A 19,187-nucleotide genomic window follows, 5' to 3' on the forward strand; every position below is an offset into this window, starting at 1 on the left:
ACTGAATGGCGAATCACTCAAAGAATGGAATTGAAGGCTAAAATTTTCAGGGTCATTACTTGGAAAGTTTGGCCTTAAAAGATTCAGTAAATACTCACTTGTAGGAGCCGTTTCCGAAGAGTACACAAACTGCCCATAGAGGAGCGACTTCTTATTTACACTTATTATCCAGTAGTCAATCATTGCAAATGCGATGTTTAGTTTTTGAAAGAAAATAAATATTATCGAGATGATCAACAATTATTTTCATACTATAAATCAGGCATTTACTGATATTCTTCCCATGCGATGCGGTGAGTCAGTTTGGCGCCATCAACTGAACGGCCTGGGCAAATTGGTTTGGAGTACTGCTGATTCTGTCCGGTACATGCATGATCAGGACAGATCCTTCATTGTCCGTGAGGATCAGTACGATTTACAAATGTGTCACCTGGTTGATAGGATCCGAAAACAGAAAATTGAATTTGGCATCAATGTTCCGGTTTACACGGTTGAATGCAGCTGGCTTGGTGTAGGGTTTCCCAAGACTGCCGGGATGCTGGCCATGTCTGTGTTCGAACAGCTAGAATCTAACAATATTTCAGCCACCGATTTTGACAACAACACAGAACGGATCCTTTCATCCTATTGGGGAGTCAATCAGGAGAAGTTCGGTCACAATCCTGAATACAACGCATTCCGTATTTCCTATTCATACACACTGCCGACCTTGAATCGTGAGGATCTCATGATTCTGGAAGGCTTAACGGATTTGGACTGAAACGGGAAAGGGCAATCCCGAAAGATATGCCCCGCCCTACCGTTGAGTAAATCGTGCTCAAAAGTTACGTTTAATTGCCGATCGGTCACATATTTCCTATTTAACGGTACAATAAGCTATGCACCCACAACTTTCATTCGCCCTCGAACGCGGTTACGTCGATCCAGCATTAATGCCTGACAATTCCCACATGGAAGTCAACAGCGTCAAATATTATGTTTTTTCAAACAGTGGTGAGAAGCTCACGCAGTCCCGGCTTTACGCTTTCTCTGACTTTCTGGATGAATATAACCGATTTGTCGCAAGGAAAGAGGACCTGCAAACCGCAATGACTTTTATTGAGGAAACACTTGCCGAGGCTCTCATGGTTGTAAATACCGAACCGAAAGAATGTCTCAACCTGATCACACAAGCTAGGTTCCGCGCTCAGACTACACAGCAGCGCATCAATATGGGCGCATCTGTCGAACGCATCTGGGAGATATCAGCGATCTGGTTTCTTGCAGAAGATGAGGATCCAGAGATCAATGATCCAATCAGGAACAGAAAGAAGGTTCTGGACTTTCAAACCCGGCCAGAGCTTACCGGTTTTTTTCAGAGATGGGCAAAGAACGTTTGGAACGCTTTGCCCAGGTCCTTAGACAACTCTTTGCAGAATGCTATCAGGGATCTAAATCTGTCGGAAATATTACAGAACCAGATCTTCCAATCCAGCAGTGGCGAGTTTTCAAAGATAAGCAACGGACTACGCGTCTCCTTGAACTCACAGACGGAAACATGGGCCAGTGTGAACGATTCCTTAGACTCCCTGCATACGAGTTCCACAAACTGATGTCTTATCACGATCAGAAAAACAAGAAAATAATTGAGCAAAATGAAAAGAATCGCCAACGGCCAGAACGCAATCATTCTAACGCGGAATGGCAGACAAACGAACAAGGTGGATAATTGAGGCAACCTCAAACATTCCCGACGTCAATAAGCAGCTTGAAAGGCTGATTCAACTTCAACAAACTCAAAACGAACTTACTCAGCAGAATACCACTTCGACTGCTCTGGCCATTCAACGGCAAAGAGAGCAGATCGAGCAGATGGCCAATGCTCAATCCAAGGCAAATACTGCCGGTGTAGCAGGCGGCAAGCAGCAAGCCGACATGATCGGCACTCTTCGGAAGGAATACGATCTGCTTTCAAAACAATTATCCGGGATTGTCAATCTTGCTGCCGGTGCATGGGCTGTTGGCCAATTGAAAGCATACGTGATGGAGGTGATCGCGGCCAAATCTGCACAAGATGGCTTTGTCGCCTCCATGGAACAAATGCTTGGTTCCAGACTGAAAGCCGAAGAGCTGAATGCGAAGCTGATCGCGATCGCTTTGAAGTCTCCTTTTGAAATCGAGCAGCTTCAAGAGGTTACCAAGAAATTGCAGGGCATGGGAGTCGAGACTGAAAAGCTCATTCCCTATATAAATATGCTCGGTGATATTGCGGCTATTGTCGGCACGCAAAAGCTTCCGCTGATTGCAAAGGCTTTGACCGATGTGCAGAGCAAGCATGTGCTCATGGCGCAAGAGATCAAGCAGTTCACTGATAATGGTGTTCCGCTTTATGATCTGCTCGCCAAGTCCATGCAAAAGCCGGTTGAAGAGATCCGGAAGCTGGCCTCTGAGCACAAGCTTGTTTTTGAGGATGTTGAGAAAGCGCTGATCACGGCAACACAGAAAGGTGGTATTTATTACGGGCAGATGGCTGCACAAGCTGAACAGCTCGGCGGTAAGGTTGCCAACCTCGGTGATTTGTACACCCAGGCCAAAGCCAAGATCGGTGATTACTTTGAGAATGGATTACGTCAGGGTATAAAGACTACCGGCGAATTTATTCAGGCAACTATTGGCAGTGAGAATGCCATTACCCGGACACTGACCGCATTAAAGGCGGCACTTGCCGTTTGGATCAGCTACCGTACGGCCGTCATTTCTGTCGAAGCTGCGAAACGGGCAAATAATGTGACCTCGCTCGCTGGCCTAGCTACGATTGAAGCATCCACCGTGGCGACGGTCGGCCTTTCAGGTGTGACCGTCAGTCTTTCCGGCGCATTGAATGGATTGAAAGTGGCTTTCATGTCCAACCCGTTCGGGTTCGTGCTTACGGCCGTAACATCCCTGATCAGCGTGTTCTATGCCTTCAAGGCGTCTACCATCGAAGTTGCCGAAGCTCAGAGCATTGAGGCCGAAGCGCTCAGAAAAACGAATCAAGAGATCACCAACAGTATCGAGCGTGTCAAAGGGCTGACGATCGGAACTGCTGAGCGTAAGAAAGCTACCGAGGACCTGATCGCTAAATATCCGGAACTGTTCAAAAACCTAAACGCGGAAGCCATTGGAAATGCCCAGCTCGAAACCGTATTGAAGCGTGTGAATGCTCAGTACCGTGAAAAAATTCAGCTGGCCATTCTCGACGCGAAGAACAATGTTCTGCTTGAAAAACAGATCGATCTTGAAACGCAGCGGTACAATATCATCAAGAAGCTGCGTGAAGAAAATGGTGAAATCTCGTTAAAGTTTGCTGATGATAGTAAGTTCATTGCTGAATTGAATCGCCGCATGGGGATCATTCAGTCCAGTGTGCAAAGCAGTATGACAGGCGTAAACCTGGGAGCTGGTAACATGTCGGATGGTGGTGCAACTGCCCAGATGATTGCAAACGCTAAATTATTGGAGTTTGAAACCAAGAAGGTGCAGTCCGAAATCACCAAGAATGCCAATGAGCAATCCGGTATTCGGGTGAAGATTGATTCATCCGAGCAAAACCAGAAGCTTACAGAACTTCGCCGTCAGCTCCGCAATCATGAGATTTCGCTCGATGAATTCAATAAAAAAGCCGAAGCTCTCAACAAAGAATCTGTCGATAAGGTGGTTAAAAAAGTTGAAGAAGGTGAGGACAAGAAGAAAAAGGCCAAAAAAGCTACACTCGAACTTTCGCTCGAAAATGATGTCCGAGAGTTGAAGTCGATGGAGCAAACATTTGCAGTTAGAATGACCTTGCTGAACAAACAGGAAGCACTTGCTATTGAGCAAACCAAGCGAACGGTCACCGATAAAGAACAGGCACAAGATCGAATACTTTCCATTGAAAGAGAATATGCCAATAAACGTGGCGCCTTGGCTCTTGAATGGGCTGAAAAGGAGATGATGGCCGCTACGAAATGGTTTGAAGCCACTATTGAAGCTCATAAAACAAAGAACATCAAACTTAGAGCATTACGTGAAGCCGAGTCCTTTGATATCAAAAAATACAACGAAGAGGTTATCGCTCTTGCTGATAAAGTAAAGGATCAAGAAGCTCAAAACTACGAGCAGCAGCTCGAAATGAATAAGTTTTATAGAGCCGAGGTTGCCAAGAACGAAGCGAAGTTCTGGCAGGATCGCGAAATCGTTGCTTTGGAAGCGATTAAAAAAGAAAGCGACGCTCAGCTTGCCGCCTGGGGCGAGCAAAAGACTCAGCTTGAATCTCATGCGACTGCTATTTCCGGCTCTGTGTTGAAGCAAAAGGAATATCAAGATGTGCTATTGCAGATTTCGGTTTTGAAAAACAAAATGACGAAGGAAGAGCAGGAGAATTACCAGATCGAAGCTGAGATCATGGCAAAGCGTATCGCTCAGGCTCAAATGTACATGCAAATAGCCATGGACTTTATTGGCAAGATGTCTGGTCAGGGTACAGACACCTACGGCATTCACATTGAAAACGCTGTCGCGGCGGTTGACAAGTTGTACACCTACGCGATGGAAGCCAATAAGAAAAGCTTTGACTACCAGATTCAAAATTCCAAGCTTTCCCTTGAAGCAATGACGGGCGTCTGGGATCAATACGCGGAGCGTCAGAGGGCTTTAATGGATTCAAAGAACGGTTTCGATATGGCAGCAACGTCGATGAATCAGGTTCTTGAAAATATGAAGGCCGTCGATCAGGATATGAACAACTTCACAAAGTTACTTTCCGAAGGCAAGTGGCTCGGGGCTGTTGTGAGTGCTGTCACGGGTATTTTCACTACTAAAAAGCGTTTGGCCGAAGATGAGAAGGAGTTGCAGCGTCAGGAGATGGAAAACAAACTCGCTCAGTATGATCATGAAATCGCGTTGCTCGATGATCTTCTTGTAGCTCAGAAAAAAGCTACTCAGGACTATTACGACGATAAAATGGACAAGATCAATAAAGAGATCGAAGCCGAACAAGCCAAGTACGCAAAACTGACGGAAGAAGCTCAGGCGTTTTACACAGCGAATCAGAACAGATTAAAAGAGGATGATGTCTTTCGTCAGCAAATGGTTCAAGCCGGTGAGGCTCGCGCCGTCGCAACGCTGGAAAAGCAAAAACAGCTTCTCATCGAAGAGGTTCAGGCCAATAAAGACAGCGCACTCACGAAAGAGCAGATCGCAGATGAGGTTGCAAGAATCACGAATGCCTTCAATAAATTGATTGCCGATACTCACAAGGATTACCAGGAGGCAATGGGTGACAAAACGAAGGAGATCGGAAAGGCGAATGAGGAAGTAAAAGCACAGGAAGTTGATAAGGTTGCCGAGCTTCAAGGTAATCTGCAAGATGTTTTGGATGGCTTAAAAAACGCTCTTTACGACGCTCAGGTTGATATGGCAAATGCGACGATCGTTGTCGCCAACAATGTCGCTCAGCAGCAGATCAGAATTGAAAGCGATAAGTGGGAAGCGATGAAGCAATACGCTATTCAGGAGCTCAAAATGGCGGCAAAAGTAGCACTCGGGAAAGGAGATGCAAAGGGACACGCCACCGCCATGAATCAAGCTATCGAAGTGGAGCAGATGCAAAACCCCTGGACGGCATTGATAGGACCGACTACCGTTCATGCACCGAGCATTCCTCGAAGCACACGTCCGAGAACAGACCGGCCAGGTGAAACCCCTGGCGGTAACGGGGAGCACGGAACTGGAACAGGAAACCCAACGGGGCCAAGCACTCGCCCCCTTTTCCATGGTGACCCTTACGTGCAGCTCAGAGGAAATGCTGATGGCATTGACACAATTCCTGCTAACCTTCACAAAGGTGAAAGGATCGTTCAAAGCTATCTAAATCAGTTTCTTGGGCCGAAAATTGGAAACGAAGAGCTGGTACATGGCTATCTTCAATATGCAAATCTGATGGATCGATTACCGAATACCGCGGTTCCTGAAATACCTCAAATGATTCTTCCAGACTTTGCACTGAACAATCAGAATGTGGTTTCCATGGATCGGGTTGAACGGAAGCTCGATGAGCTGAACAAAACCTTTGCCAGTAAATCCCTGATCCAGGTTAACATTGACGGCAACGCAGTGAGCATCTCTGAGCAGTGGGAAAGTCACAAAGCCACTTACTACGACACACTTTTTAAACAATAATATGTCCTCTATCACGCCGAAGAAGCCTGCCAGCAAATCCGCAAAGAAAGAACGTAAGATCAAGACCGTCACGCCCGTCGCCGTGTTCGACATTGTCGAGCTTGACAAGATCATCACCTGTCTGACGATGCTGATTAATAAGGAAAGCGAAACCGCTCAAACCCGGATCAACATCAATCACAATGCTCGAAAGCTGCAAAGTGAGTTGAAGAATTACCGCAGGCGTACGACCGAATATTATAAACTGGCTGACTGATGTTTTATCTCAATGGCACACAGATAAACGAGCCGGCCGGTTGGTCAGGCGTATACTGGACACGGGTCAGGCATCCGGGTTACTTTGGTATTTGGCGCCATCGCACCGCAAAGGTGATGGGCGTTGGAGAAGTAGGCTTTGATGGCGAGGCGCGGTACATTCTGCAATCGCTTTGGAAAAAGTATGGCGTGAACGCTTCGGCTATCTTCGAAGTAAGGGAAGGCGGCGAAGTGATTTACAGCGCCGAAATTGATTTCGGTATCTGGAAAGACAACGGGCGGTATTTTAATGTCAGCTTTCGAGACGAAGATACTGAGCTTGATTCGCTGTCATCGATGGTCGTAGCCATTGAGCCGACGGTTCAGATCAGGCTTCCACAGCAAACAATATCGGCGGGCATTGAGTATGCGATTGGTGAAGGATTGTCGCGGCCCGCCCGGATAGATGGATCAACTCATTCAGTTCCTTTTGCGACTTCGAAATCCGGTGAAGGGAATGGATTGTCTGCATCCACATTGGGGGCTGTTGAGCCAATCTACCGAAATAGTACAGATCGGAAAGCAATTCTAAACCTGGAAGGTAAGGTGATCGGTGTTTGGAGTGGAGGTGGCAACTTTCGGCTAATTGCAGAAGTCACTCAGGACGGAGTGCTGAAAGATAGCCGCATAATCTCGATTCTTTCAACATCTGGATTTCAACAGACTTCCTTTATTTCTGAGCGAATTGAGATTCCGCAAGGTGCCTATTTGCGTCTGGTCGTGTCTGGCAATAACGGGCTAAATGTGACATACAATGCTGATAGCTTCCTTACCATCTTTGAAAACTCAGATTCTGATTCATCATTGATCTGGGGATTGACTTTCAAACAGGCCATTGAAGGTTTGCTTGAAAAGCTTACAGCGGGGTCCGTGACGCTATTGAGTACTTATCTCTCGAAAGGCCTGGGCGCATCGCGTACTTTGACAAGTGAAATGAACGTGCGCGGCTACCGTTCGAAGATCCAGATATCGTTCAAATCTTTTTTCGATGACATCAACGTGTTGGATAACCTGGCCTGCTGGAAGCGTGGCAATGTGCTCTACATAGAAAGCAAGGCAGACATGATCGGCAAGGTTGGACGATCTCGAATCACGGATTTTGAAACGCTAGAACATTCAGGATCACCATATTATTACTCATCCTACAATGTAGGTTACAATAACTGGCAGTCAGGCACCGCGGCTGGTCGTGATGAATTTTGCACACAGCGCACTTATCAAACTAGGCAGCTAAAAATGAAAGCCTCACTATCTATTCTTGCCAGCAGCATATCCGCTTCCGGTAAAACGATGGAAGTGCTCCGGCGCAATCCCAATTCAGAGAAAGCCGACACCAGCCAGGACGAAAAGCTCTTTGTGATCGAGGCTGACAAGATAGGATCCATTTACATTGCCCGGACCGGATCTGTTGAAAATGTTATCAGCCCGGAAAGCGCTATCAATGGAGGGCTTTCGCCGCGTAACATTCTTAACAGGTGGATGAACATGCTCGCCGTAAATGGGACGGCCACCTTCACTTCTGGAACAGGTAATATCACCGCGCGTATTGATGGTATTTCTGAGAGTGCGGATGTTGCGCCAGACTCGGTTCAAATCTTCTCAGACCGTAGCGTGATCATCGAAACAGGCATGACCATGCGGCAATATTCCCAAATGGGTGAAGTGGTTGAATACTTTGATCACGACGGAGCTGCAAAGGCCGCGCTGATCATCGAAGACAGTTATAGATTTTCCACCGGCAAAGCATCTATCAAAGCAATCGAGCTACAATGAACATATATGAACATGTAATCTGCTTTGAGAAAGCGGACGGCACTGATAAAAGTTACTATGCAGCAAAAGCATCTCATGACGCTCTTCAAGCTCAAAAGGGGGATGTATGGCGCTGGCTTGCTCCCAAATCCATTGCACAAGGTACAGACGTCCGAAACCTTGCACTGGTCCTGGTAAAACCCACTTACGTCCCAAATTGCGGAGATGCCCCGGAAATCAATGCGGTTCGTCACAAAATTGGCATTGTTCGTACCCAAGAATCAGAGAAGTACGTTGATCTGAGTATTTGGGTTGGTTCATTGCAATCTGCTGACAACTGGAAACAGTTCGCTTTACAGCGCGCTAACGGGCAAATTGTAATCGGAACCTTTAAAGGTCAGCAAACCAATAAGGTTGATTACATGCAGGCACTCAAAGAATTCTACGAGTCATTCCCTTACACAAAGGTACTTTGCGATGTCGAAGGAAGTAAGATGCGCGTCCGGATCTGGGAAAAGCAAGGCGTTTTCCGGCTGGCCGACGAAGGCTTGACCGTTGGCCTGGGTAGCACTTCAATGTCCAACACAAACAATCCTGTCATAGACCGGATCGATCAGGGAGTTTTTAACTATCCGGCGCAGGATAGTTATTTAGTGAAAATCGGTGCTAGCATCTTAGAGGGAAACCAGTTCACTCTCGATAATATCACTTATGTCGCTGTTGCTGGTGATACTCCTGATAAAGTTTTGAAGCAGCTCATCTCAGGCTCTCGATACAAAGTTTCCGAAGATCATCCTGTCGAGGCGTATGCAGAAGCAGGAAGCCGGACCATCTCGAATACAAATAAGCTCACAGTTCAGGCGGTTTTTGACGACGTGCTTTCAGGGAATGACAACTATCACATACGCGTGAACGGTACACCACAGCCGGGGAATGTTGTGCAAGTTTCAGCAACCGGCAAAACGACAAAAAGCTATACCGTTCAGGTTGGTGACTCGACTGATGACATTGAAGATTTTTTTAACACGGACGTTGGAGGCTTTTACACCGTGGCGGCGGGTGTGATACCGCAGGTCAGCTTTCTGGCTGGAATTCAGGTGATCGAAAACAAGAATTCTCCGTCAATTAACCTATCTGGATATCAGCATATCAATTCATATGCTGTACGCCGTTGGAGGATTATTGTCGGCTCAGATGTCAGGGCCGGGAACATCTTCTACTATGGCGATAAACAATACACTGCCGATGACAATGACACATCTCTTGATATTGCCGCACACTTCGGCTTTGATTCTGTGAGCTTTACCGTTGAAACCGAAACGGGGGCAACGCCTAACGCTTATGCTATTAAGGGATTCCTATACAATGAAAACAACGTTGCAGATGTAACGATCTCGGAAGGGCCTAAACTGGCCAGGTCATCTCAGCTGGTGTTTGAAGCGGAATTTAAGTGTGACATTCAGTCTGGAACATATCAACTTGGGATCATCGATGAGCGATCAGAAAATCCTGAACTGATTGCCCTGGGGAATCATATCCAAGTGAAGGACAAGGCAGTCGGAGAAATCATCGAAGTTGCGGACTATGGTGATGCGTTTGGATTTGAATATTACGAGAACGGCTTAACTCAACGTTTACGCCTTCCGGTTTACATCAATCCACCAAAGCAACAGACCGAAGAAGAGCGGGTCGTAAAGTTCATGGGAGGTTACAGACGAACTACTACCAAAATGGAGTACGTCAGCAAGCTTGTTACAACAGCTGGTCATCTACCGATGCATGTAACGCTTGCGAGCTTTTTGAAGCATGAGCACCTGCGTATTGGAAACAAAGTTTATTACAATGCCGGTGAATACACTGAGAATATGCTCATTAGCGGAGAGGATCTACGTCAGGCAACTTGCGAGATAACTGAACTCGGCAAAGAGAAAAACAACTTTTCACGGTACAGGTCAAATTATTATCAGTCAGGCTCTTACGGTGGATTCTGCAAAGTTATTGGCGAGGGGGTCAAGGGTCGTTTGCAGCTGTGGTTGCGCAGTTCTGAAATTGTAAGAGAAATAGAGGATTGGCAGCTTCTCAATACTGCCTCATATCAGCTTTTTGCTGAAACTTTTGATAACGTAAACCTGACCATTTATCATGCCGGATCTCACTATCTAACCGCATTTCTTCCGAAAGGCCAGCGCATCAGACTATCAGACTTTTTAAAATTTGAAACTGGTGATGAATGGATTATTCAAGTGGGTTTAACGAGTGCATGTTCGAATATCGCCGCAATCACTTACGCTTGTGAACGAGCAGTCGATTTAACAATTGCCTACGATTGCCAGAGTGTCGAAAAGCCAGCTTTTGGAGAGTTTTCTGACGATTTCAACTACGATTATCCGATCTAAAATGCCCAATACCAGCCAGTACAGACAAAAGATCAATTCGGATCTAACCTCCAATAATTCTAAAAGCATTTCCGCCTCAAAATTGCGGGCTGTTTTAGAGACTGGTGCAGGGGTTATAGACGATATTTATAATAATTTGTCACTCGCCGACCGGCTAGGAACGTTCAATGCAGCGACATCAGCGTATGTAATTTCAGAAACAGGAGCAACCGGTACACTTGTGGAAGCTCCCGCTTTTGGCAAAGGGAAGTATTTTGATTGCGACACGCAGGGAACTAACTCTCTTACAGGAGTCTCAAAATCTTGGGGTAACGGCGACAAAATAATAAGCGCAGCGACGAAGTGGGATCGAATTCCTTTTGCATCAGCGATTACGGATCCGAAGCAAAGCCCAAATCTGATCAACTTCGCCAACCAAAACCCAGAAAACTGGTCACTTGGTTCCACAGGAAGTTCTTTGGCTCCCAGGTTTTATCGCGCGTCAGGAACAGCAGTCGTTTCAATTGAAAAGAATATCAAGGGAATTGGATTTTTTGGAAAAGCAATCACCCAGCCAAGTGCTAGAATCAATTTTCTTAGCAATACAATTCCTCTGGATTTGCTCCCAGCTTCATCCAAGGTGGCAATCGGCTACTACTTATATTTAAAGCCGGGGACAATCTTAGGTGGATCTACTCAAACATTACTTTTAAAAGTTCCGGAAGGTACTGGTCAGACAGTCGCAACTGAAATGATAAACCTGGGAAATGGTTTATATTATGTTCGTTCCACTGCTTCAATCACAGTTGCTGCCTACACAGATCGGATACAATTGGCGGTCTACCTATACACAGATGCAGCTAGTCCTGCGGATTCTGAAATTTGGTTGGGCTCGCCGACGCTGCTTAAAATGGATACAGTACTGACACCTCAAATGTATTTAGGTGCCGACTACATCAGCTTGGCCAGAACAGAAAGCACTATCTCCGAAAAGATCAATACAAACGCACTGCTGGATGTATCATTTCGGAAACAAGTTCTTGGAGCTACGTCACTGCTGGCGCCATGGACCTTCACAGCTTCGGGAACTCCACCGAACACCCCAGCATCTTTCATTATAGAATCCACTCCTGATGGACCGATCGGCTCGAAGTCTATAAAGGCAACGCTTTTCAAGAACGGATCAAATAGCAATATATCGGATTTCCAGCTTGTCCAGCGGATCGCAATTCCTGCTACTTATGTTGGAATGTCGAAGCTCAGTTTCAGTGTCTGGATTAAACGAACTTCGCTTAGTATAAATATTGCAGATGCTCCAATACTGTTTTATGATGCAGTTACAGGAGGTGCTTCAACCAGCGTTCCAACACCTCCAACAATTATCCCGCAAGCCTTAAACGAGTGGGTTTGTGTCAAATTTGAAAATATTTCCGTACCTGCAAATGCGCTATCAGTAGCCATCAGGTTCCGCGCGACATGCTCACCCAACGCGGTTGCCGATACAAATTTCTTTTTGTGGCTTCAAGCACCTCAATTAGCGTTCGGCTCGCCTATTGCCAATGCGATAAACGTAGGAATTGCAGATGAAGCAGAAGTGTTGGTAACAAACAAACTTGCGGCATCATTTGGCGTTCCCTTGCTTCCAAACGGTGATTTTACCAATGGAGTGATCAGCCACACTATCGTAACGGCGAGCACTTTCTTACCAGAATTTGCAGTAGTCGATCAAGCAAGTACTGTCGGCACGAAAGCGCTGAAAGTCTCTAATATCAAAAGGTTGTCGGATAGCGCTCAAAGCATCCTGCGAGACTACATTACAATGAATGTTGTAGCAGGTGCCAACGCTACCATATCATTCTCCTTTCTATTCAAGGGTAACCTGGCATTCATTAAGCCATATTGTCAAATTGAATTTAGAAACGAAGGTGGCAGTGTCAGCACTTATATTGGGCTTGACACTTCTTACATTGATTTGGGAGACGGTTGGCTGCGTTTTTACGCTCAGGGGATTGCAATTCCTGCCACAGCAACAATTTTGAGATGTGGTATCCGGCTAGATACACGGTCCACCGCTGTCGCTGGGAATATATATGAATCTTTTCATACAGGTCATATGGCTGCATTCGGAAGTTCAATTGTTGAGTTCTCGAAAACAACCTACCAGACAATTGCAAGTCAGCTAGGGAACGATACGAACTTTGCGGGCGCAATTTCGATGCTTGTTAATCCTGTGAATTACTTCGGGTTGCAAGGAATTAAAATGTGCTTTTTCGGGGACTCCATTATACAGGCGAATGTCAATTCGGCCAATGCAATCACCACAAACTACGAAGTTGATTTGCTTGTGAAAAGGTTCGGCATTGTACCCTATGTGCGCGGAACAGGAGGTAGCCAAGTTGTAGACAACGGACAAATTGCATGGTACAAACAGGATGCGGATCCTGCCCTAGATGGTCTTTATTTAGCTCGTCCTGATGATGGTGGGGTTGAACCAGTGACGCCTCATTATACTTTTTCGGCTGCTGGTAGCACCGCGCAGCGTGTGAGCACCATACCGACGAGTTCGCAAATTGTATTCATCCGTTTCGGGACAAACGATTACATAAAATACCCGTTGGGGGATATTTATTCACCACAAGATCAAACGACGTTTTGCGGCGCTTACAGGCTCATGCTTAGTTTGATCCACGCCCGGGTGCCAAATGCAATAATCATTCTGGCTACACCATTACATCGAAATGGAGAAGATACAGCAATAGGAACCGGAATCGCGGCGGGCGTAAGGTTTGAGCAAGTGCGCGACGCCATCCGTAGTATTGCCAAAATCGAAAAATGTTTGCTCTGCGAGACTTCCGAATCAGGGGTAAGCCAAAGAAATCATGCGAATTTTTTGAGCGATGGTATACATCCGAATGCGGCCGGATACGGCAAAATATCCATTCCTGCGATCAACACTTTGAAGAAAGTTTACGGACTATAACATATGGAATTAGCGATCATTATATCAGGTTTTTACGCGGAAAGTACATCTGTAAAGGTTGTGGCTGACGTGGCTGATGGTATCGATGTGCTCATCTATGATGACGAGACAAAACAAATCCTTGGTTCAGCACTTACTGCTGATGGGAGCGCTAATATCACCGTTTCTCCAATTCTGTACGCCGGTCAACGTATCATTGCATACCTGGCAGAATTCGGACAGGACACTTACGGATCTCTTGTCGTTACAGAGTCCGAAACAGAGCATACTGGCTGGAAAACTCCTGAAACAGTTAACGGTCAATCTTACAAAGCTTATTTAATAGCGGGCGGAGCAGCATTGCCTGATCTTTATGATCCTGCATCCTGCCGGAACTTTTCGCGTGATAAGGATAGCATTGATCGGGCTATTGACGTGCCAATATCTTTCATTTTGCGTCAGATTGAAAGCCAGGGAGGCACGGTACAGGTTGTCATTGAGAATATTAGTGGTGCGATCGGTGGTTATAAAAGCAAATTTGACGGCGATGCCCAAGGAACGAACCTATCAAAAACCTATTCTGATAGTGGGAATTACCAGGTAAAAGTTTGGGGGGTCAATCAGGTTGAAGCGCAGGCCATTACGAAAACCTATTCACTGACAATGCCTACGGCCAGCATTGACTTTGGTAGTACTGTTGTGGACTTAACATATTTCGCTGATTACGGAAATAATACATCTCCGGGGTTGAGACCGCTGCGAGTTACAGTCTATTCGTCTGTTCCGGTTGAAGTGCAGATCGATGGCGTTCATACGTGGGCGGTTGCCAGCAGCACAGGAATGCAGCCAAATGAAACAGGTCGATATGATGGCCCGGTGCATTTCGTGGAAGAAGGTGAGTATACGATCCGATGCCGGAAAGCATCTGATTCAAGCCAGGAGCTGGTACGGCAGATCAAACTAAACAATTATTTCTCATGAAAGAGCAAGTCAATGTAGCTGACGCAAATAAGTCAGCTTCGAAAAAAATTAAACCCATAATCGAGATTGACAAAACTGGTCCATGGGTTCACGTCACTATTCCCGAATACAATAGCTGGATCAACCTGTTTCTTAATGATAAGAAGGTAGGTTCATATAGGCTTGAAGAGGGCAAGGTCAGCATCCAACTGTCGGCGGCACTCCCGTACGAATATAGAATCCGAGCGGAAGTGCTCAAAAAATAGTACAGTATAAACTTTAAACCTGAAAGCAAATGCTAGGTTACTTTTTAACATCGAAGGGGGTTGACCTGCAACCACTTCACAATTATAATAGCGAAGCGGATCAGACGCTTGGTGCTTACATAGCACTTGGCATGGTCGATGCTTCTGTCGGTTTGCGCCTTGGCGGTCAGTATGAAGCTGAGACAGTGTCATCTGCCAATATAGTTTCTATCATCAAAGAGCTTTGTCTTAGCGATCAAGCCTACTTCTTTGGGAGCTCTGACATTATTGGGCAGGAGGCTGATCCGGCAGTGACATCGGAAGCTGAGGCTTTTGGCCCGTCTGCCGGTCCTCGTTTAACTGATACACTCCTTGGAACGGTCGTTTGGAGGTTGAACCATGCTTACAGTTCCCGCAATTTCTTGAACATGCTTATGGCAAACCGTGAGTTTGACTTCTTCATGTTCACCAATAACAGCGTGGAAGCTGCTTACTATGATGATCATGGAATTTCGTATTCTGCGATTTCTAATGCCAAAGGAAACAAGGATGCTAAGATCGTGGGCGGTTTTACTTCCATGTATAAATCATTTGCCGGGTTCCTCCCTGTCCAGTTAGGAATTAACCAGGCCTCATTGAAAAACGACGTGAAATTCGTGATTGCTGAGCCGACTGCTACCCTGGTCGTTCCTGCAACCTGCTCGACGGTAGGGCGTAAGAAGTTCACTAAGCTTCTGGCCAGTGCCGGTTCGTTGGTGTTCGCTACCGACCCCGCCAATGCGTGCGTTGATTGGTATTGCACGCAGGTTGACGGTTCGCCGTTGCCAGCGGCTGGAAAAGGATCTTTCAATTCTGGCACCGCTACCTTGACATTGCCAAGTACACTGGCAGCAGGTAAGTACATCTACAAGATATTTTGCCTGAACGCAACCGGCGTGAAAGGTGAAATGTATGTCGAAGTACTGGTAAACTAACTGAGCCAGCTTTCGATGATGATTTCGGTGACGATTTCATGATTTGATGGCTGGCCGGACCCCATAGCCCTCGAAAAGAGGGCTTATTTTAAACACACACTGAAAATGCTGGATTTCAAACGAGACATAGCGCCATACCTGGTTAAGCACGGACAAGAAAAGCCGGATGCCAAGCTGCTGCACCCTTTTTACGAAGAATCGGTGAAGCATAGCAAACTCGTTGAAAGTGTTTTCAGTGATGAGTGCCCGGACTTCCTGAAAGTCGAAAGACCAAAGGAGAAGGAAAAGCCCAGCCATACCAAGTTCAGGGCCGCGATTTATAAGGCTATTACAAAGCCATTCCGTCGCAGACTGATCAGAACCATCTCGGCCATCCGGAATGCCGATGATTTTACCATCGAGTTTCCGGCAGTTGATGCTGCCATACCTTTCGAAGATACGCTAAGCTATTACACTTCCGAAGCTTTCGGCGCTTGGAAATCGCTTGAACAGTGGTTTTGGGAACAGGGTATTCAGCATTTCATTGACGATCCGAATGCGTGCGCTGTTCTTCTTCCTCAAATTCCGGAAGATCCTACCAAATACCGCGAGGTTGTTCCCATATGGGCTCTGTCTGGTCAAGTGTGGTATTATGGCGAAGGTCAGAAAGCTGTCATCTGCGCTCAGAAGAAAAATGAAATCACAATCAATGGCAAGAAAGAGAAGTCGGGTTTAATCCTGTATTTCTTTGATCAGGAAAGCTATTGCATTGCAAAACAGGTTTCAGTCAGTGGGGCAAAAACAGAATGGGATATTCTTGGGATGAGCGCCGGTCAGGATGAGGCAGGCAAGTTTATTGGATTTGCGGAAGCCTTTCCGCTTCATTACTTCCGCACCATGCCGGTTTTCAAGATCGGTTCACTGATCAAGAAAACAAGCGAAGACGGCATTCATAAGCTGTTTGAGTCCTATGTGTCTGATGCGATCCCAGCTCTGAAATCAGTCTTGCAAAGGGCGTCGGATATCGACATCGAAGCGCTGCTTCACACAGGATCCTTGGAATGGCAGTATGTCACCAAGCAATGCAAAGCATGTGGCGGCGATGGCCAGGTAAAAAGCTTTGTCGAAGGTGCTAACGGTCGTAGGAAAAACACAACCATTAAATGCACAAAGTGCAGCGGCGCGGGATATGAAATCTATGATTCAGCCCTTGAAAAGATACTGATCAGCGCGCCTACGCAGACGAGTTTCGGTGACGATGATGCTAAGCCGATGCACTTGCCCACCCCACCGGCCGGTATGATCGAAAGGTCACCAAATGCGATCGTTCAATTCCGCGAGGAATATAAGCGTAACATGGTCGAAGCATATCAGGCAATTGGTTTGGGTCACATTGCTGATCAGGTCTTCATGGCCACATCCGGAACTTCCAAGCGTTATGACCGTCACGAAGGCGAGCAGATGATCACCGATGCATCACGCCATTTGATCGAACGCGTGTTGCACCCGGTCTATGCTGGAACTGACGCGATCCGTTACGGGCCTGTTGGAAAAGCAGGCGATCAGGTGCCCGTCATTGTCAGCCCGAAACGGTTTGATATCAGCTCGATTGACATGACGCGCGAAGAGCTCAATGATGCGATGACTAACAATTATTCGGAGGAATTGAAGGACGCGCTGCAAGTGAAATATCTGGATCAGACTGTCGGCAAGGATTCAATCGAATACAAGACTTTCCGAGTTAAGATGCGGCTGGATCCGCACCGCAACAAGAATGATGAAACCAAGTCATTTCTGCTCTCACAAGCATATCTGACCATGAACCGGGAATCCGAAGAGTTCAGCAGAACCATTGAACAGCTTCAATTCTCCATCAACTTTGAAACGGTGCTTCGGGATGTGATCCTAAAAAACGATGCTTTTTTTGAGATGGCAGTAAATGAGCAATATGAACTATTGCTTGCTGAAAACAAACTGTACTTCTCCGTTCGCCCGGCAGGTCAGCCTATTGAAATGAGCACGCTGGCACCGCTTGTAAATGCCAAGGATATCAACCAGATGAATGAATAACCATGGAAGAACTGGAATTCCTTGAACAAGCGGAAGTAAAGCAGGAGAAGCTCCTGAACGGTTTCATGCTAAACATGAAGAAGGTCGCCCGCGCATTTCTTGACGCAATGATCGATCTCATGGATGATCTTGAAATGAGCCGGGATAGCAAAATGAACGACTGGAAGACTGTCACGCGCTACCGGCTTTACCTACGGTCGTACCTGGCCACAGCTGGTTATGACGCCGCGGTTAATGAGCTTCTGACTGGAATGAAGGATGTGATCATCTCCATTGAAAGTTATTACGAGCCTTACGGTGTAAGCAAGTACTCGACTTTCTTTCAACAGGCTGGACAGGAAGCGCTCGACCGGGTCAAGATCCAGCTGATTGATGTCATACCAGAAACAGCATTCATTGAGCCGGTGAGCCAGGCCTTAGAAAATGCAGTGATGCGCGGTCAAAGTCTGGCTGATCTTAGAAAGCAGGTAAGGGAAGTGGTGCATACCAGTGAGCTGCCAGCCAACTATGTTTTTCACCAGGCAAAGCAAAGTTTATGGATGTTTCATCGCAATTACTCGACATCCATCGGCACAACGCTTGACCTAGCCCACTACTACTATGATGGTGTTGCCGTGGCTCACAGCCGCAACTGGTGCATCAAAAAAAAGGGAAAGGCTTTCACGAAACAGGAAATAGAAAGCTGGGCAGATGAAGAATGGCAGGGAAAGATTCCGGGCACGACCAAAGAATCGATCTTCTGGCTTTGCGGCGGGTACAACTGCATAGATGTGCTTCGCCCGATTACGAAAGAATTGTATAACCGTTTAAACCAAAACAATTGATTATGAAAAAGTGCATTGCTTTATTATTAACGCTCGGCCTGGTGATCGGCCTTGAAGCAAACGCCCAGAACTGGCGCATTTACTACACTTCCGCTGATCAGGTCAGAGTTGACAGCGCATCAGGAGGCTTGCACCGTATTACTCCTGCCAAGGATTTGAAAATCGTTTCAAAGGGAAGTAAGATCGGGTTTACGTTCGCAGGCTTCGGCCTTACACTGTCACCAGATCAGGTGCGTAGGTCTGACAACACAGCCTATGGCGCCACGGTTTCAGATGTAATTACTGCTTTCATTTCTGGTGCTGATGCAATCACCGACCAGGCGATCATCAATAGCACAACGACCGGCACACTGGCCGCTAGCACATTCTCTTATGTCGAGATTGCAAATGATCACGCATCTGCTGCGAGTTCAATTCTTGTGGCTGGTCAGAGTGTTTCAATACCGGCAGGGAAGTCTTTGATTTTCAAAGCCATTCGTTCACCCAAGACTGGCAGGTATAAACCCATCCCAGCCATCGGATACACTGCAACGGGGTCCAGTCTGAGGATTTACACAGTCAAAGAGTAATCACCTGAA

Annotated in this window: 13 protein-coding genes; all 13 read left to right on the plus strand. The window is 46.5% G+C overall.

Annotated features, from left to right (window positions below):
• Positions 1 to 229: 229 nt before the first annotated feature.
• The 13 genes from L0659_RS04715 to L0659_RS04775 all read left to right on the plus strand — a co-directional run bounded on the left by L0659_RS04715 (position 230) and on the right by L0659_RS04775 (position 19,178).
• The gene (locus tag L0659_RS04715; RefSeq protein ID WP_235124520.1) at positions 230 to 760 is read left to right on the plus strand and encodes a hypothetical protein; all 531 of its coding nucleotides are present in this window, start codon (positions 230 to 232) and stop codon (positions 758 to 760) included.
• Positions 761 to 878: 118 nt separating this feature from the next.
• Positions 879 to 1,592 carry a hypothetical protein gene (locus tag L0659_RS04720; RefSeq protein ID WP_235124521.1) on the plus strand — a complete coding sequence of 238 codons (714 nt, stop codon included), beginning with the start codon at positions 879 to 881 and terminating at the stop codon, positions 1,590 to 1,592.
• A gap of 88 nt (positions 1,593 to 1,680) precedes the next feature.
• Positions 1,681 to 6,177 carry a tape measure protein gene (locus tag L0659_RS04725; protein WP_235124522.1) on the plus strand — a complete coding sequence of 1,499 codons (4,497 nt, stop codon included), beginning with the start codon at positions 1,681 to 1,683 and terminating at the stop codon, positions 6,175 to 6,177.
• Position 6,178: 1 nt separating this feature from the next.
• Positions 6,179 to 6,433 carry a hypothetical protein gene (locus L0659_RS04730; protein WP_235124523.1) on the plus strand — a complete coding sequence of 85 codons (255 nt, stop codon included), beginning with the start codon at positions 6,179 to 6,181 and terminating at the stop codon, positions 6,431 to 6,433.
• On the plus strand, positions 6,433 to 8,244 hold the full coding sequence (locus tag L0659_RS04735; RefSeq protein ID WP_235124524.1) for a hypothetical protein: 1,812 nt from the start codon (positions 6,433 to 6,435) through the stop codon (positions 8,242 to 8,244). Before L0659_RS04730 ends, L0659_RS04735 begins: the two co-directional genes overlap by 1 nt.
• The gene (locus L0659_RS04740) at positions 8,241 to 10,619 is read left to right on the plus strand and encodes a hypothetical protein (RefSeq protein WP_235124525.1); all 2,379 of its coding nucleotides are present in this window, start codon (positions 8,241 to 8,243) and stop codon (positions 10,617 to 10,619) included. Before L0659_RS04735 ends, L0659_RS04740 begins: the two co-directional genes overlap by 4 nt.
• 1 nt (position 10,620) lies before the next feature.
• Positions 10,621 to 13,578 carry an SGNH/GDSL hydrolase family protein gene (locus L0659_RS04745; protein ID WP_235124526.1) on the plus strand — a complete coding sequence of 986 codons (2,958 nt, stop codon included), beginning with the start codon at positions 10,621 to 10,623 and terminating at the stop codon, positions 13,576 to 13,578.
• 3 nt (positions 13,579 to 13,581) lie between these two features.
• Complete coding sequence (locus tag L0659_RS04750) at positions 13,582 to 14,538, plus strand: hypothetical protein (protein ID WP_235124527.1); 957 nt, start codon at positions 13,582 to 13,584, stop codon at positions 14,536 to 14,538.
• Positions 14,535 to 14,783, plus strand: a complete 249-nt coding sequence (locus tag L0659_RS04755) for a hypothetical protein (protein WP_235124528.1) — start codon at positions 14,535 to 14,537, stop codon at positions 14,781 to 14,783. Before L0659_RS04750 ends, L0659_RS04755 begins: the two co-directional genes overlap by 4 nt.
• A 29-nt stretch (positions 14,784 to 14,812) precedes the next feature.
• Positions 14,813 to 15,736 (plus strand): hypothetical protein, encoded by a 924-nt coding sequence (locus L0659_RS04760; RefSeq protein WP_235124529.1) that lies wholly within the window; start codon positions 14,813 to 14,815, stop codon positions 15,734 to 15,736.
• A gap of 105 nt (positions 15,737 to 15,841) precedes the next feature.
• A complete protein-coding gene (locus L0659_RS04765; RefSeq protein WP_235124530.1) occupies positions 15,842 to 17,785 on the plus strand; it encodes a hypothetical protein in 1,944 nt (647 codons plus the stop codon).
• 2 nt (positions 17,786 to 17,787) lie between these two features.
• Complete coding sequence (locus L0659_RS04770) at positions 17,788 to 18,609, plus strand: hypothetical protein (RefSeq protein WP_235124531.1); 822 nt, start codon at positions 17,788 to 17,790, stop codon at positions 18,607 to 18,609.
• Positions 18,610 to 18,611: 2 nt separating this feature from the next.
• The gene (locus tag L0659_RS04775) at positions 18,612 to 19,178 is read left to right on the plus strand and encodes a hypothetical protein (protein ID WP_235124533.1); all 567 of its coding nucleotides are present in this window, start codon (positions 18,612 to 18,614) and stop codon (positions 19,176 to 19,178) included.
• The last annotated feature ends 9 nt before the right edge of the window (positions 19,179 to 19,187 follow it).

The organism is Dyadobacter sp. CY347 (assembly GCF_021502655.1).
GTDB lineage: Bacteria > Bacteroidota > Bacteroidia > Cytophagales > Spirosomataceae > Dyadobacter.